Genomic DNA, 19,127 nt, shown 5'->3' with positions numbered 1-19,127 from the left:
TCCTGTGGTCTGCACCATGTCGAGGGTCAAGCCGAAGCCGCCCGGGAGGCGAGCCGAGGCCCGCCGGAGTCGAAAAAAAGAACGCCCGGCCGGATCTCCGGCCGGGCGTGTCCGCCGCGTCGTGCGACGTATCCCTCAGGTGTTCTGCTTGATTCGGTTGGTCAGCTCGGCGATCTGGTTGTAGAGCGAACGCCGCTCGGCCATCTGCTGGCGGATCTTGCGGTCCGCGTGCATGACCGTGGTGTGGTCCCGGCCGCCGAACGCCTGCCCGATCCGGGGCAGCGACAACTCGGTCAGCTCCCGACACAGGTACATGGCCACCTGGCGGGCGTTGACCAGCACCCGGGAGCGGGACTGGCCGCGCAGGTCCTCCAGGCTCACCCCGAAGTAGTCGGCCGTGGAGACCATGATCTGGTCCGCCGTGATCTCCGGGCCGGCGCCGTCCGGGATGAAGTCCCGCAGCACCTCCTCGGCCAGCGACAGCTCGACGGTCGACCGCGTCAGGCTCGCGAACGCGGTCACCCGGATCAGCGCGCCCTCCAGCTCCCGGATCGAGTTCGACACCCGGGAGGCGATGAACTCCAGCACGTCCGGCGGGGCGTACAGCCGCTCCTGCGCCGCCTTCTTCTGCAGGATCGCGATCCGCGTCTCCAGATCCGGCGGCTGGATGTCAGCGAGCAGGCCCCACTCGAAGCGCGTCCGCAGCCGGTCCTCCAGCGTGGCCAACTGCTTCGGCGACCGGTCCGAGGTGATGACGATCTGCTTGTTGGCGTTGTGCAGGGTGTTGAAGGTGTGGAAGAACTCCTCCTGCGTACGCTCGCGGTTCTCCAGGAACTGGATGTCGTCGATCAGCAGGATGTCGACGTCGCGGTAGCGCCGCTGGAACGCGCTGGTCTTGTCGTCCCGCAGCGAGTTGATGAAGTCGTTGGTGAACTCCTCGGTCGAGACGTACCGCACCGACCGGGCGTTGCCGAGCGTCGTGGCGTAGTGCCCGATGGCGTGCAGCAGGTGCGTCTTGCCCAACCCAGAGCTGCCGTAGATGAACAGCGGGTTGTACGCCTTCGCCGGCGACTCGGCCACCGCCACGCTCGCCGCGTGGGCGAACCGGTTGGACGAGCCGATGACGAACGTCTCGAACATGTACTTCGGGTTCAGCCGGTTGCCGCCGGTGTCGGTGCCGGGCAGTCGGCGGTCGTCGCGGCCGCCCGCGCGGTGTTCCATCCCACTGCGGCCCGGACCGCTGTCCGTCGCACCGTCACGGGGCAGCGAACGGATCACGTGCTGGTCCCGGGGGGACGCGGCGTCCTCGCGGTAGCGGGGCTCGTAGGGCCGGGTGTCGGGGCCGGGCGGGTCGAGGCGGGCCGCCTGTTCGTCGTACCCGCGCCGCTCGGGCGCCGGTCGGGGCGACCGCATCGGCTCCACGAAGGCCGCGCTGAAGAGGGCCTCCTGCCCGTCCCGGCTGGCGGGGATCAGGCCGGACCGGTGCCCGTCGACGGCCGACGCGGGAGGCGGACCCGCCGGTGCCGGCGGCACGGCGCTCGCGGGTGGGCGCTGCTGCTCACCAATTGCCTCGTCGGCCACACCTCGCCCGGTGTACTCGTCGCCGAGCGGGGCGGACGGCGGATCCTCGACGTCGAGCAGCCCCGGCTCGGGGGTGCTGCGGTAGACGGTGCCGGCCGGGCGCCCGGTGGCGTCCTCGGCCACCCGCACGGTCACGGCCACCTGGATCGGCCGGCCGAGCCGGCGGGTCAGCGCCTCGGTGATCGCCGGGCGGAGCCGCGACTCGATCACGTCCCGGGTGAACGCGTCCGGTACGGAGAGCAGCGCGGTGTCCTCGACGATCGCCCGGAGCCGGGTCAGCCGGAGGTAGGCACGTTGCTGGGCAGAGATGATCTCGTCGGCGAGCTCGTCGGTCGCCGCCAACCACACCGCGGCAAGGTCGGTCGTACCGGCCACCGTCGTGCCACCCCCTCGCCTCTGCTCCCGGCCGCCGCTGTCTGCCAGCCGGCCGTCCCGGGCCCGCCGCGTGCGCGGGTGGAACAACACCCACCCGGACAGCTGACCAGCGGTCGTCCACAGGTTATCCACAGCCTGTGTACCGACCGATTGTGGCCGCCCGCCGGGCGCGGGTGGGACCTGCCCCCTGCCTGGACGTGCGCTGAAGCGGGTTCACCGTGCCGAACGATTCACCAGCGTGTCCGGTCTTGCCTGCGCGCGACGACCGGAGCTTCCGACGCTCACCGCAATCGGGCACGGTAACAGCGTTGTCCCTGCCCCATCAACCGGCGACGCGGCAGCGGCCTTGTCGGCATCAGCGAAAACCGCCCCTTCGGTCCCGGGCGCGTCCCGATGTCCCCCGCTGTGGGTGTTTGACGGTCATTGCACCCCTGCGTAGGCTGGAGCGGCTGCTCTCTCGTCCTCTGCTAGGGTGATGGGTGCTTGCTGTCCGCGGTCGCATCCCCGCACCGCCGAGGTTCGGCTCCGCAGGGCAGCACCGATCGGTGGCCACCGTCGAGGTGGCCTGGACCACCCCACGACCCCGGCGATCCCGTCGCGCGGGGCGCGTACGAAAACGGAGAGCCTGACGTGAGCAAGCGCACCTACCAGCCGAACAACCGCCGGCGCGCGAAGACCCACGGCTTCCGGCTGCGCATGCGCACCCGTGCCGGCCGTGCCATCCTCTCGAGCCGCCGCGCCAAGGGTCGCACCACCCTGTCGGCCTGAGCCGACCGGGCCGGTCCGGGGGACGTGGGCAGTCGTGCTGGCCGCCGCACAGCGACTGCGGCGTAGCACTGACTTCGCCGCAGCGGTTCGCGGTGGCCGTCGCGTCGGCCGAGGCGCGGTCGTGGTCCACCTGACCATGCCGTCGGCCACCGGGACCAGCACAACGACCTCGCCGGAGCCGGCGCGGGACACCGTTGCGGAGCAGCCCTCCGCTCCGGCCCGCGCCGGCTTCGTCGTATCCAAGGCCGTCGGAAACGCGGTGGTCCGCAACAAGGTCCGGCGTCGACTGCGGGCGTTGGTCCGGGAGCGGCTGGACGCGCTGCCCGCCGGCAGCACCCTTGTCGTCCGGGCGCTGCCCGCCGCGGCCGAGGCGTCGTATCCCCGGCTCGCCGCGGATCTGGACTCCGCCATCGCGGTTGCCCGCACCCCCCGGGAGAGGCGGTCCCGGTGAGCACCGACCCGACCGCCCCGCGCCCGACGTCAACCGGTGCCAGGGTGCTGATCGCGCCCATCATCGCGTACCGTCGGTGGATAAGTCCGGCACTGCCGGCTCGCTGTCGGTTCTACCCGTCGTGCAGTGCGTACGCCCAGGAGGCGGTGGCCCGGCACGGCGCGCTCCGGGGAGCCGCGCTGGCGGTCCGGCGGCTGTTGCGCTGCCACCCCTTCCACCCTGGTGGACATGACCCGGTGCCGGAGCCGGGCGGTCGCCGCCGTGCCGATGTGACTGGAGCACCGAATTGAGTCTCGACTGGATCTACTACGCGATTTCGTGGATCCTGCTGACCTGGCACTCCGCCTGGGACGCCATCGGGGTGCCCATCGACGCGGTGATCGGCACCAACTTCGCCTGGATCCTGGCCATCGTCTTCCTGGTGGTCTCCGTCCGGGTGATCCTGTTCCCGGTCTTCGTCAAGCAGATCAAGTCTCAGCGGGCGATGCAGGCACTGCAGCCCAAGGTCAAGGAGCTGCAGGAGAAGCACAAGGGTGACCGGGAGACGCTCCAGAAGGAAATGATGGAGCTCTACCGGAAGGAAAAGGCCAACCCGCTCATGGGCTGCCTTCCGATGTTCCTCCAGATCCCCGTCTTCCTCGGCCTCTTCCACGTGCTGCGCCGCCTCGACCCGGCCAAGCAGAGCAAGACCCTCTACGGCTGGACGGTCGAACAGTTCGACAGCGCGTCGAACGCCAAGCTGTTCACCGCCCCGATCGCCGGCAAGTTCGGCTCCAGCGCCGACGAGCTGGCCCGTCTCGGCGCCAACGGCACCACGGTCAAGATCATCGCCGGTATCCTGGTCCTGGTCATGATCGCGACCACCTACCTGACCAGCCGTCAGATGATCCTCAAGACCGGGTGGGCTGAGGACCCGCAGCAGCGGATGATCCAGCGGCTGATGCTCTACGGCATCCCCGCCTCGCTGTTGATCTCCGGCTCGATCTTCCCGATCGGTGTGATCATCTACTGGGTCACGAACAACCTCTTCACCCTCGGGCAGCAGCAGTGGGTGCTGCGGAAGTTCCCGCCGCCGGTGACCGCCAAGAAGGCCACCGCCCCCGCGGCCACTCGCAACCCGGTGCAGCCCGCCAAGTCGGGCGGCCTGTTCGGGCGCGGCAAGGCCGCCCCCACGGCCCCGGTCAAGGCGACCGCGCCGAAGGTGGCGGGCCCGAAGCCGGGCGCCAAGCCGGCCAACCCGAAGAAGAGCCGCCCGGCCAAGCGGCAGGGCTGAACCCCGTAGGGCCCGTCGCCGGGCAACCGGCGGCGGCCCGACCCCGCACCGCGCAGCCGCCGTACGGCCGGCGCCGGGCGGAACCGACCGCGCACGACGCGGTCACGGGCGACACTGCCCGTACAGACGTGCCCGTGGGCACCGGCGACCTCCCGCCGGCCCCGGGAAACCAGCGGACCCGACGGTCCGGCCGAGCGAGTACGGAGATGAGACCGTGACCGAGACCAGCATCCCCCGCGCCGAGCAGTCCCTGGACGAGGAGGAGACCGCGACGCTCGCGGTGGACGGCGACGACACCGAGGACGACGAGACCGAGGCCGACGGCGACGACACCGAGGCCGACGGCGACGACACCGAGGCCGACGGCGACGACACCGAGGCCGACGGCGACGACACCGAGGCCGCCGCCGGTGGTCGTGAGAAGAAGGCCGTGGGCGAGTCCGACCTGTTCCGGCAGAGCGAGATCGCGGCCGACTACGTCGAGGGGCTGCTCGACATCCTCGACTACGACGGCGACATCGACGAGCTGGTCGCCGGCGGTCGTCCGGTGGTCGAGGTGGTCGGTGCTCGACTGCAGAACCTGGTCGGTCAGCGCGGCGCCACCCTGGAGGCGCTCCAGGAGCTGACCCGCCTCGCCGTCTTCCGGCAGACCGGTACGCCGAGCCGCCTGCTGCTCGACGTCGGCGGCTACCGGGCGAACCGCCGCAAGGAACTCGCCGCCGTCGCCAAGAACGCCGTCGAGAAGGTCAAGGAGTACGGCGAGCCGGTGCGCCTGGAGGCGATGTCCGCGTTCGAGCGCAAGTGCGTCCACGACGTCGTCAACGCCATGTCCGGCGTGGAGAGCGAGTCGGAGGGCGTCGAGCCCAACCGGCGCATCGTCGTGCGACCGGCGGACTGACCGGGTGACCCACGACGACACCACGGCTGACGCCGTGACCGGCCCGGGCGGTACGCCGTCCGGGCCGTCCGCTGTCCGGCGTGCCACTGCCGACACCGACCCGACGGGGGACGACGAGGCTGCCGCCGGCCCGTCCTCGGCTCTCTCGGCCGACGGTTCGGCGCCACCGGCCGCCTCGGCCGACGGCACACCGTCGCCGTCGGACGTCGCGCTGCCGCCCGAGCTGGCCCCGGCCGCACTGACCCTCTTCGGTGACCGGCTCGACCTGGCCGCCGCGTACGCCGAAATCCTGGCCACCGACGGTGTGGTCCGCGGTCTGATCGGCCCGCGCGAGGCGCCCCGGATCTGGGACCGTCATCTGCTCAACTGCGCCGCGGTGGTCGAACGCATTCCGACCGGGGCGAGCGTGCTCGACGTGGGCTCCGGCGCCGGTCTGCCCGGTCTGGTGCTGGCCATCGCGCGCACCGACCTGACGGTCACCCTGATCGAACCGCTGGCTCGGCGGACGTCGTTCCTGATCGAGGTCGTTGAGCGGCTCGGCCTGACCAGGTCGGTACGGGTGTTCCGCGGCCGCGCCGACGAAGCCGCCAGCGGATCGAGTGGCCGGGAACCGATCAGCGGCGACGTGGTGACGGCCCGCGCGGTCGCACCGCTGGACCGGTTGGCGACCTGGTGCCTCCCACTGGCCGTGCGGGGTGGGCGGCTGCTGGCGCTCAAGGGATCGTCCGCCGCTGCGGAGATCGAGGAGCACGCCGACGTCGTGGCGCGACTCGGTGGCGGGGAAGCCGCCGTACACCTCTGTGGTGTCGGGGTGATCGACCCGCCCACGACCGTGGTGGAGATCGTCCGTGAGCGGATGGTCGGTCCGGCCCGGCCGGCTGCCAGTAAGCGCTCCCGCGGCGGGCGAGCTCGCCGCCGCTGACCATCGCGCCATCGGGCGTCCGGTCGGAGGGTTGCCTCGTTGTACCGGTACGGATGGACGAGCGAATGAGAACCCGACGTGGACCGGCCGCGCCCGTCCGCCGTAGGCTGACCGCGCGTCGATAATGTGGAGCGGCCGACGGACGTCGCGGACTCCGACCGCTCCCGAGGGGCCGTACGCTCCGGGGTGCGAGCGCGGGTGTGGCCAAGTTGACCGGGGCGCGGACCGACCATCCGAAGCGGGCAGGGATGACAGGTGCATGACGACGGCAGGTACGACGATCCACGCGTGACCGGGTCAACCAGCGACCCTGTTTCACGTGAAACCGACTACCCCAGCTGGTCGCCCGGTGCCACCGGGGCGTCCACCCCTCCAGCGGACAGCGATCCGCTGGTATCGCGGGACGACCCGGCGGTTCACCTCGCCGGGTTGGAGACTCCCGAGCCGACGGCTGGTCGTCGAGCATCCGACGGACCCAGTCGACCGGTCAACGCCGCCGAGGTGCGACAGCCGCTCGGCCGGCGGAACACGGCCGCGGCGGTTCGCTTCGAGCCGGCAGTGCCGCACCAGCCGACCGCAGCGGCGGCACGCGATGCGGCGCCGGTGGTCCCGGACGTACCGGTCACGTCGACCGAGTCGCTGGCCGCGGTCGCGGCCGATCCCACGTACGTTTCACGTGAAACCCCGACGCGCGAAGAGGATGACCCACCGTTGGCTATGGAGGCGATGCGCGCCGTGCAGATCCTGAATCCCAGTGGCGAGGTGACCATGCCTCGACCGGACCGGACCCGGGTCATGTGCGTCGCCAACCAGAAGGGCGGCGTGGGTAAGACCACGACCACGGTCAACCTCGCGGTGGCACTCGCCCTGCATGGCAACCGGGTGCTCGTGGTCGATCTTGACCCGCAGGGCAACGCCTCGACCGGCCTCAACGTGCCGCACCACACCGGCATCCCCGACGTCTACGACTGTCTGATCAACAGCGTGCCGCTCTCCGAGGTGGCGCAGGCGGTTGAGGGCATCCCCAACCTGTGGTGCGTACCGGCCACGATCGACCTCGCCGGCGCGGAGATCGAGCTGGTGTCGGTGGTGGCGCGGGAGTCGCGCCTCGACCGCGCGATCGCCGCCTACCCGGGCCAGTTCGACTACGTCTTCATCGACTGCCCGCCCTCGCTCGGCCTGCTCACGGTCAACGCTCTGGTCGCCGCGCAGGAGGTGCTGATCCCGATCCAGTGCGAGTACTACGCCCTGGAGGGGCTCAACCAGCTGATCAACAACATCAACCTGGTGCGGCAACACCTCAACCCGAAGCTCGACGTGTCCACCATCCTGCTCACCATGTACGACCGGCGTACCCGCCTCGCGGACGCGGTCGAGCAGGACGTCCGGAACCACTTCGGCGACAAGGTCCTCCAAGCGGTCATCCCCCGCAACGTGCGGGTCTCCGAGGCACCCAGCTACGGCCAGTCGGTGATGACCTACGATCCCGGTTCGCGGGGCGCCACGAGTTACTTCGAGGCCGCCCAGGAGATCGCCGAGCGGGGCGTCAAGGAGCCGGTGGGTCGGAATGCGTAGTGGGGACAAGTCGCTGGGAGGCGTGGCATGAAGAACCGTCCTCGGGGCGGTCTGGGACGGGGCCTGGGGGCGCTCATCCCGACCGGGCCGGTGCCGGGTGCCGCCGGCACCGTGACGGCCGAGCCGGAGAACGGGCACGTTGACGTCGACGACGGTGCGACCGCCGGGACCCAGTCGACGGCTCCCGTCGTGTCGACAGTCCACCAGCCCGAGCCCACGCTCAGTCCCGTGCCGGGTGCCCGGTTCGCGGAGATCCCGGTCGACGCGATCGTGCCGAACCCGAAGCAGCCCCGCCAGGTCTTCGACGAGGAGGCGCTGGAGGAACTGAAGACCTCGATCCAGGAGGTCGGTTTCCTCCAGCCGATCGTCGTGCGTCAGCTCGACGACGAGAAGTACGAGCTGGTGATGGGCGAGCGCCGTTGGCGGGCTGCCCAGGCGGTGGGCCGGGAGAACATCCCGGCGATCGTCCGGGACACCCGCGACGACGCCATGCTCCGCGACGCGCTGCTGGAGAACATCCATCGGGCCAACCTGAACCCGTTGGAAGAGGCCGCCGCGTACCAGCAGTTGCTGGAGGAGTTCGGTGCCACCCACGAGGAGTTGGCCCGCCGGATCGGCCGCAGCCGGCCGCAGATCTCCAACACGATCCGGCTCTTGAACCTGCCGGCCCAGGTGCAGCGCCGGGTTGCCGCGGGCATCCTGTCTGCCGGCCACGCCCGCGCGCTGTTGAGCCTCGACGACTCGGAGGCCCAGGAGCAGTTGGCGTTGCGCATCGTGGCCGAAGGGCTGTCGGTGCGGGCGACCGAGGAGATCGTGGCTCTCACCCTGAACGACGGCCCCGCGAAGGGCCAGGCCGCCAAGCGGCGACCGAAGCCGCACGCGCCCGCCCTGTCGGATCTCGCCGATCGACTGTCGGACCGCTTCGACACCCGGGTGAAGGTGGACATCGGCCGGAGCAAGGGCAAGATCACGATCGAGTTCGCCACGGTGGACGACCTGGAGCGGATCGTCGGCATCATCGGCGTGCCGCAGGAGGAGGAAGAGACGGAGGACTGAGCGTCCCGTCTCCCATTACGGCCGCGCGTCCCCTCGGGGTGCGCGGCCGTTCCGCATCCGTCCTCGTTTCACGTGAAACGGCACCACGCGTTCAGCGGTCAGAACCTGTTCGCTCTCGGCTGGCCAGCCCCCGGCCCCGGGTGCCGGCTCGGCCGCAGGTGCCTGGCGGCGAGCGCATGAACCGGTGCCATCTCGGTGCGGCACACGAGAGTTCGGTAAGTCGAAGTGGTCGACCCCTCGGCGACGCGCTGCCCGTACCTAGGCTGGGATGGTCGACGCCTCAGCGGCGCGGTGCCAGGACTGGGCCGCGATAGTCGGCCCCTCGGCGGCGCGGTGCCAGATCCAGGCCGGGACGGTCGGCCCTCGGTGGCGCGGCGCCCAGACCTAGACCGAGATGGTCGACCCCTGGGCGGCGCGGCGCCAGAACTGCGGCGGGACGGTCGGCCCTCGGTGGCGCGGTGCCAGATCTGGGCCGGGACGGCCGGTCCCTCGACGGGGCGCTGTCGGATCCTGGGGAGTCGACGGGCCCGAGAGGCCGAGCGCCGGCTGCGCGAAGCGCAGCGTGGGTCGACCGCGAAGCCAGTGTGGGCCCACGCTCGCGAAGCTGGCGAGCGTGGCGCGGAGTGAGCGCCGACGGTCGCGCGATGTCCGTGCGGGTTCAGCCGTGCAGAGTCAGCGAGGACAGCAGCACCGAGTCAGCTGGAGCAGAGCACGGAACCGACCAGCCCACGGCGCGCGAGACCCGCGAGGGCAGACCGGATGGCGGATGACCTACACGAGCGCCGAGGGGCGTTCGCAGGGCACCGGGTCGACCCGAGGCACCCCTCTCCGCCCTCGGGACGGCAGCGGCTCACTGAGGGGCCGCAAGGGGCACCTGCTCGTCTGCCCTGAAGGGCGTCCGTCGCGGGGCTGAGCCAGAGCCACCCGTTTCACGTGAAACGGCGACCACGCAAGCACCGGCCCCGCCGGCACATGGCACACCGCCAAGGCCCCAACCCTCCGGGCGAGGCGACCTCGGTGCCGCCCGGTACCAACACGGCGACGACGGGGTACGCCGGCAACGACTGAGGGGCCGAAAAGTTATCCACACCCGTTGTCCACAGGCACCCCTCGTTTCACGTGAAACCCCGCGTGAAAGCGGGTGCCGGCCTGTGGATGACGGCCTGTGTTCACGTTCTCGGCAGCCTGTGGATATCGCTCTGGCGGTCAGCGCTGACGGGAACAGCGATCGACGATGAACGCTGATCGGGAGGGCCGGGACCGGTCGAACAGGTAGGGGACAGCGGTGCCAGACTCGGTTAGGGTCAGCGTCGTGCACGACACCCCTCCCTCAGTCCCGGACTTCACCCAGTGGCCCTCATTTCCCTTCGAGGGTGACCTCCGCGTGAAGCAGCTCGACGACCCGGTCCCGGTCGAACCGCCACGCAAGGGCGAGGGCCTCCGGGAATGCACCGCCTGCAACGCGCCGGACGACGCCTACATCTGGGTGGGAGAACGGTGGCGGGTCCGCGCCATGGACCGGCCGACCGGCCTGCCGATGGTGCTCATCCTGGAATCGCGGACCCACCTCGACCTGGGTGACCTGCCGAATCTGCTCGCCGCCGAGCTGGGCGTGATGACCGTACGTCTGGAGCGGGCCATCCGGTCTCTGGACGGCGTGGCGCGGGTGCACGTCAACCGGTGGGGCGACGGCTCCGCCCACCTGCACATGTGGTTCCTGGCTCGACCGTACGGCCGGCTTCAGTTGCGAGGGACCTTCCTGTCCCTGTGGGATTCGATCCTGCCGCCGATCTCCGAGGCGCAGTGGCGGGAAAATCTGGCGCTCGTCGCTGCCTGGCTCGCCGAGTTCGGTGGCCGGCCGCTGGCCGAGCCGCCCCGCATCCAGTGGCAGGCGCCGTCGAGCCTGCTGGCCCAGTCCGCTGCGGCGGCTGCCCATGCCGCAGCCGCCCAGGAGGAGGTCGTGTCGGTCATCGAGGCGGCCGAGGAGATCCCGGAGCCAGCAGTCGAGAGCGACGCCGACGCCCCCGACCCTGGCGCTGACGGGGACGGCGGCCCGAAGACCCCGGCCCTGGACACCAGCCCGGGGGCCGCGTCCCCCGGCGCCACGGTAACCGGCGCCACGGCAGCGGACGCTGCCGCGTCGACGCACTCCGACAGCTCGACTCCCGAAGCCGTGGCCGAATCCGCGAAGGCGCCCGAAGACGCCCCCGAGTCGACAGGCGATCAACGCGGCCCGGTCATTCCGTCCCCCCGCAGCGCCCCCACCATCGTCACCGACGACGGGCGCATCCCACCCGACGTACGCGCGCCACGCTGACCGCCGGTTCGGCCGTGGGTTGGCGAGAGGTCCGCGGATGCGGCACCCGCCGACCGCACGGCCGGCGGGAGTGCGATGGGTCGAGGTCAGGGTCAGGCCGTGCGGCGGGCGGCGGCCCGGGTCACCAGCGAGCCGAGGAGGCGGCCGAAGTCCAGGCCGGCGGCCTGGACGGCCAGCGGCAGCAGCGACGTCTCCGTCATGCCGGGCGAGACGTTGACCTCCAACACGTGCGGCTGGCCGGCGGCGTCCACGATCACGTCGACCCGGGACAGGTCCCGCAGACCGAGCGCGGTGTGCGCGGCGAGAGCGACCTCGGCCACCGAGGCGGCCACCTCCGGCTCCAGCCGGGCCGGAGCGTGCCACGTGGTCCGACCGGCGGTATAGCGGGCGGCGTAGTCGTACACGCCGTTACGCGGCACGATCTCCACCGGCGGCAGCGCCTGCGGGCCGTCCCCGAGGTCGATCACGGAGACCGCCACGTCCATGCCGGGCACGTACCGCTCCACCAGTGCCGTCGAGTCGTACGCGAAGCAACCGACCATCGCGGCCGGAAGTGACGCGGCGTCCCGGACCACCGCGGCGCCCAGACCCGAGCCGCCCTGCGTCGGCTTGACCATGAGCGGAAGACCGAGCCGGTCGGCGATCCGGTCCAGCACGGCGACCGCGCCCAGTTCGGAGAAGCGGTCGTGCGGCAGGGCCACCCAGTCCGGCGTGGGGATGCCCGCCTCGCGCAGGACCGCCTTCGCGGAGGGCTTGTCCCAGGCGAGCCGGGAGGCCCGGGCGTCGCAGCCGACGTACGGGATGCCGCACAGGTCCAGCACTCCCCGCAGCGAGCCGTCCTCCCCGGTCGCGCCGTGCAGGGCGATCACGACCGCGTCCGGCGGGTCGGCCGCGAGGGCGGGCAGGAGTGCCACGTCGGCATCCCGCAGCTCGGCCTCGACGCCCACGGCACGCAGAGCGTCGAGCACCCGACGACCGGAGCGCAACGACACGTCCCGTTCGTAGGAGAGCCCGCCGGCGAGCACCAGCACACGCAGGTCGGCCGCGACGGCGGAATCGGTCACGGAGAAGCGCTCGGCAGCGGTCGTACCCATGCCGGCATCATGCCAAGTCGGGACCCGGCACGTCGGAGCCGGGCCGGCCCCGCCGGCCGGCGGCACCGCCCACGGCGCCGAAGACGCGGCGCGTCGCGATCTCCTGCTCCATGACGCCGGCCAGTCGGCGGACGCCTTCGCGGATCCGCTCCGGGGGCGGGAAGCTGAAGTTCAGTCGCATGGCGCCGGTGCCCGTGCCGTCGGCGTAGAAGCCGGTGCCGGGCACGTAGGCGACCCGGGCGGCGATGGCGCGCGGCATCATGGCCTTCGAATCGAGCCCGTCCGGCAGGGTGGCCCAGACGAAGAGGCCACCGGCCGGGGTCGTCCAGCTGGTGCCCTCCGGCATCAGATCGGCCAGCGCGTCGAGCATTGCGTCGCGGCGTTCGCGGTAGACCTCGCGGTAGACCTTGAGCTGTTGCCGCCACGGCATGGTGCCGAGGTAGGTCGCCACGGCGGCCTGCGCGTAGCCGCTGGGGCAGAGGATCTGCGCCTCGCTCGCGATGACCAGCTTGTCGCGGACCGCGTGGGGCGCGAGGATCCAACCGACCCGCAGGCCGGGCGCGAACGTCTTGGAGAAGGTGCTGAGGTAGAAGACACCGTCGCGCCGCCGGGCCCGCAGCGGTGCCGGGGCCTCACCCTCGAAACCCAGCTGGCCGTACGGGTCGTCCTCGATCACGAGCAGGCCGGCGCGCTCGCAGATGTCGAGCACGCGTTCCCGGCGCTCCTCGCTGAGCGTCACGCCGGTCGGGTTCTGGTAGGTGGGGATGGTGTAGAGGAACTTGACCCGCCGACCGGCACGGGCGAGGTCGGCGATGGCCGTCTCCAACGCCTCGGGGATCAGCCCGTCGGCGTCCATCGGCACGTGCACGACCTGCGCCTGGGCGGCCTGGAACACCCCGAGCGCGCCGACGTACGTCGGGCCCTCCGCGAGCACCACGTCACCGGGGTCGAGGAAGAGCCGGGCCACCAGGTCGAGCGCCTGCTGCCCGCCCACCGTGACCACCACGTCCTCGGGCGAGGCGCCGCACGCGGCGTCGATCCCGGAGAGGGACATCACCTCGCAGATCCGCTCGCGCAGCTCCAGGGTGCCCTGCCCGATGCCGTACTGCAGGGTGGTCACACCGTGCTCGGAGCCGAGCCGACCCAGCATCTCGCCGACCGCGTCGAGCGGCAGCGCGGCGATGTACGGGGCGCCACCGGCGAGGGAGACGACCTCGGGTCGACTGGCCACCGCGAAGAGTGCTCGGATCTCGGAGGCGGTCATCCCGCGTACCCGCCGGGCGTACCGGTCGGTGTAGTCGTCGAGTGTCGTGCCGGTCATGACCTCACCTCGATCGCAGCTCGGGTGGCTCCCGCCCCGGGTACCCCGCACGCTCCTGACCATGGCGGACGGGACACCGATTGTCGATCCTAGTCCGCCGAGGCCAGCCTGCCTCCGCGCCGGGACGGATCGACCACATGGCGGACCGTCCCCGATGGGGTGGGCATTTGCGCGTCCCCTCCCGTCCGGTCGATCGGCGGCGTACGATCGCTCGTCAGGGGCAGGAAGGCGGCGCTGTCGTTCCATGCCGGCCTCACCACCGAGCCTATTGTGGGGATGCGCCATATGTCGCGACGTCTGGTCAGCCTGACCCTCGACACGCTGGAGGACCTTCCGCGCCCCTGCCGCCAGTGCGTCTACTGGGAGCTGGATCCGGTCTCGGCCGACCGGGCCTGCGCCGCCGGTGACCCGGGCCTGGAGAAGGAGGCGTGGGTCTCCCAGACCCTGCTGGAGTGGGGCTCCTGCGGCAAGCTCGCGTACGTCGACGGCATGCCGGCGGGCTTCGTGATGTACGCGCCGCCTGCCTACGTGCCCCGCTCGATGGCCTTCCCGACGTCGCCGGTCTCCGCCGACGCCGCCCTGTTGATGACCGCCAACGTGGTCGCCGCGTTCGCCGGCGGCGGGTTGGGCCGCATGTTGGTGCAGGGCGTCGCCCGGGACCTGACGAAGCGGGGGATCAAGGCGATCGAGGCGTTCGGCGACGCCAAGTTCGGTGACGCGGACGATCCGGCCGGCGGGTGCGTGGCACCGGCCGACTTCTTCCTCTCCGTCGGCTTCAAGACGGTACGTCCGCATCCCCGGTTTCCCCGGCTGCGCCTCGAGCTGCGCACGGCGCTGAGCTGGAAGTCCGACGTCGAGTACGCCCTGGAGAAGCTGCTCGGGTCGATGAGCCCGGAGACCCTGCTCCGGCCGGTCCGGCCCGCCCCGGCCACCCGCTCCACCAGCGGCTGACGCGCTCGCCGTCAGTCGACCACCGTGCCGGCGGTCACCACCGCCCGCAGCTCGCTGACGTCGAGGGAGCCGGTCGGCACGTCCCGTTCGATCGGGTAGTACATCCGCTGCACCGCGGCCACGATCGCCTCCACCACCCGGTCCCGAAACCGGGGGTCGACGAGCCGGGCGCGGTCCACGGGTGAGGTGAGGTAGCCGACCTCGACCCGGACCGCCGGCATCCGCGTCAGCCGCAGCAGGTCCCACGCCTTGGCGTGCGTACGGCAGTCCCGCAGCCCGGTCCGCGCCACGATCTCCCGCTGCACCAACCCGGCCAGCCGCTCACCGGTCGCCGACGTCACCCCGTTGTCGGTGCCGTAGTGGTACGTCGCCACCCCGTCCGCGTCCGGATTGGCGTGCCCGTCCAGGTGCAGCGAGATGAAGACGTCGGCGCCGAGCGAATTCGCCAGCAGCGCCCGGTCGGTGTCCGGCAGGCACGTGTCGGGCGCGGGACCGCGGGTGAGCTGAACCCGCACCCCGGACGCGGCGAGCCGCCCCTCCAGCCTGCTCGCCAGGTCGTGTACGAGATCCGCCTCCGTCCAGCGCAGCGGCCCGTCCGGCACCACCATGCCCGGGTCGGTGCCACCGTGGCCGGGGTCGATGACCACCGTCTTGCCGACCAGCGCCGGCCCGGACTGGCGGATCGCGTCGGACTCGCGAAGCCACTGGGGGCGGCCGCCGACGACCTTGCGACCGATCCGGCGCAGCGCGTCCATGGTGTGCGGCCCGCAGGAGCCGTCGGGGGTGAGCCCGACCTCGCGCTGGAACTGCGCCACCGCACGGGAGGTCCGGATGCCGTAGATGGCGTCGGCGCGGCCGACGTCGTACCCCATCTCCAGCAGTCGTTCCTGCAGCGACCGGACGTCCTCGCCGGTGAGCGGCTCGGGGATCGCGTGATAGAGGGTGCGGGCGCCGAGCCGCCAGCGGGCGGCGTCCAGCGCCCCCCAGGTCTCCGAGCCGACCCGGCCGTCCACGCTGAGCCCACGGGACTGCTGGAACGCCCGGACCGCGCGTTCCGTGTCCAGGTCGAACTCGTCGGTGTGCGGACCGGCGGCGGCGAGCAGGTCGAGGCCGGTGAGGATGGTACGGATCTCCGTGACCGCGGGTCCCCGGTCTCCGGCTCGGATCGGACGCACGCACGACCCCCTCTGCACGAATCTGGCTGGCCGGGCGGCCCCGGCTTGAGGTTATGCGTTCCGGGGCGACCAGGTGGCTCGGCCTGGAAAAACGCCGTTCGTGCCGGCCGGGAGACAGCGAACCCCGCACCCGACGGGCGGGTACGGGGTTCGGTGGTGTCTCTGCGGATCAGAGGGCCGACTCGATGAGCCGGACCAGCTCGCCCTTCGGCTTGGCGCCGGCGATCGACTGCACGGGCTGGCCGTTCTTGAAGACGGTGAGGGTCGGTACCGACATGACCCGGTAGGCGCGGGCGGTCTCCGGGTTCTCGTCGATGTTGAGCTTGACGATGGTGACCTGGTCGCCCATCTCGCCCGCGATCTCCTCGAGCAGCGGCGACACCTTGCGGCACGGCCCGCACCACTCGGCCCAGAAGTCCACCAGCACCGGCTTGTCGGCCTGCAGCACGTCAGCGACGAAGCTCGCGTCCGTGACCGCCTTGGTATTTCCCACTATTGCCCTCCTCCGGGATGTGTTTCCTGTTTCAGCTGAGCGTCGCGATGAACCGCTCGGCGTCGAGCGCGGCGGCGCAGCCGGTGCCGGCCGCGGTGATCGCCTGGCGGTAGGTGTGGTCGACCACGTCACCGGCGGCGAAGACGCCGGGCACGCTCGTCCGGGTGCTGGGGGCCTGGACCTTCACGTAACCCTCGTCGTCCAGCTCGACCTGGCCCTGGAAGAGCTCACTGCGCGGGTCGTGACCGATGGCCACGAACACACCGGTCACGTCCAGCACCTTGGTCTCGCCGGTGTGCACGTTGCGGACCCGTACGCCGGTGACCTTGCCGTCGGCGCCCAGGACCTCTTCGACGGTGCTGTTCCACTCGACCTTGATCTTCTCGTTGCTCAGCGCCCGGTCGGCCATGATCTTGCTGGCCCGGAACGAGTCGCGCCGGTGGATGATGGTCACCGAGTCGGCGAAGCGGGTGAGGAAGCTGGCCTCCTCCATCGCCGAGTCACCACCGCCGACGACGACGATGTGCTGGTTGCGGAAGAAGAAGCCGTCACAGGTGGCACACGAGGAGACACCGTGACCGAGGTATTCCTGCTCACCCGGCACACCCAGCGGACGCCAGGCCGAACCGGTGGAGAGGATGACCGAGCGGGCCCGGTAGGCCGTCTCGCCGACCCACACGGTGCTCACCGCGCCGGCGCCGGAGTCGCCGGTGTCGACCAGCTCGACCCGGGTCACGTCGTCGGTGAGGAACTCGGCGCCGAACCGCTCGGCCTGCTTGCGCATGTTGTCCATCAGCTCGGGGCCGAGGATGCCGTCGGCGAAGCCGGGGAAGTTTTCCACCTCGGTCGTGGTCATCAGCGCGCCACCGGACTGCACGCCCTCAATGATCAGCGGCTTCAGGTTGGCGCGCGCCGCATAGACCGCAGCCGTGTAACCGGCCGGGCCGGAGCCGATGATGATCAGGTTGCGGACCTCGTCCACTGCCGTCTCCCGAGTTGTGTGTGTTCGGCGTCGGCGCGCGCACCGATGCTGATCCGAGTGCCGACGCCTGGGGGGTGCCGGCAGCTGACTTCCAGAACGTCATCGTACGAAGCGGGGATTCCCGAGCCGGGTATCGGCGTGGGTCAGGTCACGTGGACGCTCATCGCACCGACGACCGCGGATTCACCCTACCCGCGCCGAATACCGGCTGTCCGAGCCGGACCCGGGTACGCCACACTCGGGGCCGCTCACCCAGGCCCAGCGGGCCCCGGTCGCGTCGGTGAACCGGATCACCAGCGCCTGCTCGCCCTGGAACCGCGCGTAGTCGATCACTTCGACGACCAGCGGGGCCGAGCCGTGCTCCGCCGCCACTGCCGACAGGCAGTCGGTCAACGCCGCCTCGCCGCTCAGCCGAGCCAGCTGGTCCGACCCGTCGGGGGCGGGCCGTCGACCCCCTTCGGCGTCCACCCCGTGCTGCTCGCGGGGGCCGCCGCTGCTGTCCCCCAGCAGCGGCGACGGCCGTGTGGTCGCTGTCTGGCCGAGGGTCTGCGGGGTGTAGTCGGTTCCGCTGTGCAACGCCGGCCCGGAGGTGCGGGCTGCCCCGGCCGCTGCCGCAACATCGGGTGCGCTCGCCGGACGGTCCATGGCACCGCTGTCCGTGGTGTTCGTCGAGAGTTGGTGCAGGCCCAGACCGACCGCGACGACGGCGACCGCCGCGGCGGCCACCGGAGCGGCGGTCCGAGCCCAGCGGCGCTGCCGGCGACCCGGGCCGGTGGCTCTGCCGCGACCCGACTCGGTCGGCGACGGGCCGCCGGGGCGACGCCCGCCCTGTGCCGGGACACTGACCGGCGTCGCGGGAGCACCCGGCTCGGGCGACCCGGTGGCGCCGGTGAGGGTGGCCGAGGCGTCGTCCGTCGGGGTGTCGGCCGCGGCCAGCGCGGCGGCGATCCGTTCGGCGACGGCCGGGGGCAGCTCCGGGGAGGGCTCGGCCCAGCGGGCCAGCTCGGCGCGGACCTGCGTCACCGCGGGAGCCAGCAGCGCGTACGCCTCGGCCCAGGCCGGGTCCGCGTCGACCAGCCGGGCGATCTGGGCTTGCTGTGGTGTGCCGTCCAACGCGCCGCCGAGGTAGTCAGCGAGCAGGTCGGTGTCGACCTCCCTGAACCCCTCGTTCGTCACGCGTCCTCCTGGCTGGTGTCCTGCCGGTACCGAACCGACCCCGATCCGACGCCCTCGGCCGGGCGCGGGTTCCCCGGCGTGACGCCGGGCACGTCCGCGTTCCGGCCGGCCGGGACCGGCTGCGATGGCGTCGCCGGCCGCAGATGCCCGAGCAGCACCGCCAACCGTGCCCGACCCCGGGCACAGCGGCTCTTCACCGTCCCCTCGGCGACACCGAGGATGCGGGCCACCTCGGCCACCGGGTAGCCCTGCACGTCCACCAGCACCAGGGCGGCCCGCTGCTCGATCGGCAGCGCGGCGAGCGCGGCGCGGACGACCAGCGCCGTGTCATGGTCCTGCGCCGGCGCGGCCGGCTCGACCCCGCCGGTGCCCGATCCGTCGCCGGACCGGTTGCCGTCGGGCAGTGGAACGGTGGGGTGTGCCTGCCGGCGTCGGATCCGGTCCAGGCACGCGTTCACCACGATGCGGTGCAGCCACGTGGTGACGGCGGAGTCGCCACGGAATCGGCCGGCCGCCCGGTGTGCCGACAGCAGGGCGTCCTGGAGGGCGTCGGCGGCCTCCTCGCGGTCACCGAGCGTCCGCAGGGCCACCGCCCAGAGCCGGTCGCGGTGCCGGTGGAACAGCACCGCGAAGGCGTCCCGGTCACCGGCGACGTGGGCGCGCAGCAGCTCGAGGTCCGTTGCCGCGTCGCGCCCGTCCATCACCACGTCCAGCGGATG

18 protein-coding genes are annotated in these 19,127 nt (G+C 71.8%); 10 read left to right on the top strand and 8 right to left on the bottom strand.

The window, feature by feature from the left end:
• Nucleotides 1–135: 135 nt before the first annotated feature.
• Entirely contained in the window at nucleotides 136–1,929 is a 1,794-nt protein-coding gene (gene dnaA, locus ACFYPH_RS10465) for a chromosomal replication initiator protein DnaA (protein ID WP_387181460.1), read from the bottom strand.
• Between the two features lie 657 nt (nucleotides 1,930–2,586).
• On the opposite strand from dnaA, the gene rpmH reads away from it, so the two are divergent.
• From rpmH to ACFYPH_RS10420, 9 genes are all read left to right on the top strand, one after another.
• Nucleotides 2,587–2,724 (top strand): 50S ribosomal protein L34, encoded by a 138-nt coding sequence (gene rpmH, locus ACFYPH_RS10460; protein ID WP_007453904.1) that lies wholly within the window; start codon nucleotides 2,587–2,589, stop codon nucleotides 2,722–2,724.
• Between the two features lie 34 nt (nucleotides 2,725–2,758).
• The gene (gene rnpA / locus ACFYPH_RS10455; protein WP_354854839.1) at nucleotides 2,759–3,175 is read left to right on the top strand and encodes a ribonuclease P protein component; all 417 of its coding nucleotides are present in this window, start codon (nucleotides 2,759–2,761) and stop codon (nucleotides 3,173–3,175) included.
• Nucleotides 3,172–3,465, top strand: coding sequence for a membrane protein insertion efficiency factor YidD (yidD, locus tag ACFYPH_RS10450; RefSeq protein WP_354854837.1), 294 nt, complete (start codon nucleotides 3,172–3,174; stop codon nucleotides 3,463–3,465). Before rnpA ends, yidD begins: the two co-directional genes overlap by 4 nt.
• The gene (gene yidC / locus ACFYPH_RS10445) at nucleotides 3,462–4,448 is read left to right on the top strand and encodes a membrane protein insertase YidC (RefSeq protein ID WP_354854835.1); all 987 of its coding nucleotides are present in this window, start codon (nucleotides 3,462–3,464) and stop codon (nucleotides 4,446–4,448) included. The genes yidD and yidC overlap by 4 nt, the downstream gene beginning before the upstream one ends.
• A 214-nt stretch (nucleotides 4,449–4,662) precedes the next feature.
• Entirely contained in the window at nucleotides 4,663–5,346 is a 684-nt protein-coding gene (locus tag ACFYPH_RS10440; RefSeq protein ID WP_387180808.1) for a protein jag, read from the top strand.
• Nucleotides 5,347–5,350: 4 nt separating this feature from the next.
• A complete protein-coding gene (gene rsmG, locus ACFYPH_RS10435) occupies nucleotides 5,351–6,268 on the top strand; it encodes a 16S rRNA (guanine(527)-N(7))-methyltransferase RsmG (protein ID WP_387180806.1) in 918 nt (305 codons plus the stop codon).
• Between the two features lie 255 nt (nucleotides 6,269–6,523).
• Nucleotides 6,524–7,843, top strand: coding sequence for a ParA family protein (locus tag ACFYPH_RS10430; RefSeq protein ID WP_354854831.1), 1,320 nt, complete (start codon nucleotides 6,524–6,526; stop codon nucleotides 7,841–7,843).
• Between the two features lie 27 nt (nucleotides 7,844–7,870).
• Nucleotides 7,871–8,899, top strand: a complete 1,029-nt coding sequence (locus ACFYPH_RS10425; protein WP_355063346.1) for a ParB/RepB/Spo0J family partition protein — start codon at nucleotides 7,871–7,873, stop codon at nucleotides 8,897–8,899.
• 1,312 nt (nucleotides 8,900–10,211) lie between these two features.
• Complete coding sequence (locus ACFYPH_RS10420; RefSeq protein ID WP_355133895.1) at nucleotides 10,212–11,216, top strand: hypothetical protein; 1,005 nt, start codon at nucleotides 10,212–10,214, stop codon at nucleotides 11,214–11,216.
• Between the two features lie 92 nt (nucleotides 11,217–11,308).
• Here ACFYPH_RS10420 and ACFYPH_RS10415 read toward each other — a convergent pair whose 3' ends face one another.
• Both ACFYPH_RS10415 and ACFYPH_RS10410 read right to left on the bottom strand, forming a co-directional pair.
• On the bottom strand, nucleotides 11,309–12,310 hold the full coding sequence (locus ACFYPH_RS10415) for a D-alanine--D-alanine ligase (protein WP_354854826.1): 1,002 nt from the start codon (nucleotides 12,308–12,310) through the stop codon (nucleotides 11,309–11,311).
• 7 nt (nucleotides 12,311–12,317) lie between these two features.
• A complete protein-coding gene (locus ACFYPH_RS10410) occupies nucleotides 12,318–13,631 on the bottom strand; it encodes a PLP-dependent aminotransferase family protein (protein ID WP_387180802.1) in 1,314 nt (437 codons plus the stop codon).
• A gap of 285 nt (nucleotides 13,632–13,916) precedes the next feature.
• On the opposite strand from ACFYPH_RS10410, the gene ACFYPH_RS10405 reads away from it, so the two are divergent.
• Nucleotides 13,917–14,582 (top strand): GNAT family N-acetyltransferase, encoded by a 666-nt coding sequence (locus tag ACFYPH_RS10405; RefSeq protein ID WP_234588686.1) that lies wholly within the window; start codon nucleotides 13,917–13,919, stop codon nucleotides 14,580–14,582.
• A gap of 11 nt (nucleotides 14,583–14,593) precedes the next feature.
• On the opposite strand, the gene ACFYPH_RS10400 is transcribed toward ACFYPH_RS10405, so the two are convergent.
• The 5 genes from ACFYPH_RS10400 to sigM form a co-directional block, all read right to left on the bottom strand.
• Nucleotides 14,594–15,757: an N-acetylmuramoyl-L-alanine amidase gene (locus ACFYPH_RS10400; RefSeq protein ID WP_354854821.1), complete on the bottom strand. Its 1,164-nt coding sequence runs from the start codon at nucleotides 15,755–15,757 to the stop codon at nucleotides 14,594–14,596.
• A gap of 169 nt (nucleotides 15,758–15,926) precedes the next feature.
• Nucleotides 15,927–16,250: a thioredoxin gene (gene trxA, locus ACFYPH_RS10395; protein WP_007453873.1), complete on the bottom strand. Its 324-nt coding sequence runs from the start codon at nucleotides 16,248–16,250 to the stop codon at nucleotides 15,927–15,929.
• A gap of 31 nt (nucleotides 16,251–16,281) precedes the next feature.
• Nucleotides 16,282–17,232 (bottom strand): thioredoxin-disulfide reductase, encoded by a 951-nt coding sequence (gene trxB / locus ACFYPH_RS10390; RefSeq protein WP_354854819.1) that lies wholly within the window; start codon nucleotides 17,230–17,232, stop codon nucleotides 16,282–16,284.
• Between the two features lie 183 nt (nucleotides 17,233–17,415).
• Complete coding sequence (locus ACFYPH_RS10385) at nucleotides 17,416–18,408, bottom strand: hypothetical protein (protein ID WP_387180797.1); 993 nt, start codon at nucleotides 18,406–18,408, stop codon at nucleotides 17,416–17,418.
• Complete coding sequence (sigM, locus tag ACFYPH_RS10380) at nucleotides 18,405–19,109, bottom strand: RNA polymerase sigma factor SigM (RefSeq protein ID WP_354854816.1); 705 nt, start codon at nucleotides 19,107–19,109, stop codon at nucleotides 18,405–18,407. The genes ACFYPH_RS10385 and sigM overlap by 4 nt, the downstream gene beginning before the upstream one ends.
• Nucleotides 19,110–19,127 lie beyond the last annotated feature (18 nt).

The organism is Micromonospora sp. NPDC005252, from assembly GCF_042872475.1.
Taxonomy (GTDB): Bacteria; Actinomycetota; Actinomycetes; order Mycobacteriales; family Micromonosporaceae; genus Micromonospora.
Note: the sequence above shows the minus strand (reverse complement) of the source record. Positions and strands in the feature narration are given on the sequence as shown.

Bases quoted from the DNA above. Each gene is read 5' to 3' on its own strand.
- ACFYPH_RS10425 (WP_355063346.1), top strand. From the start codon at position 7,871: ATGAAGAACCGTCCTCGGGGCGGTCTGGGACGGGGCCTGGGGGCGCTC.
- ACFYPH_RS10415 (WP_354854826.1), bottom strand. From the start codon at position 12,310: ATGGGTACGACCGCTGCCGAGCGCTTCTCCGTGACCGATTCCGCCGTC.
- ACFYPH_RS10410 (WP_387180802.1), bottom strand. From the start codon at position 13,631: ATGACCGGCACGACACTCGACGACTACACCGACCGGTACGCCCGGCGG.
- ACFYPH_RS10405 (WP_234588686.1), top strand. From the start codon at position 13,917: ATGTCGCGACGTCTGGTCAGCCTGACCCTCGACACGCTGGAGGACCTT.
- sigM (WP_354854816.1), bottom strand. From the start codon at position 19,109: ATGGACGGGCGCGACGCGGCAACGGACCTCGAGCTGCTGCGCGCCCAC.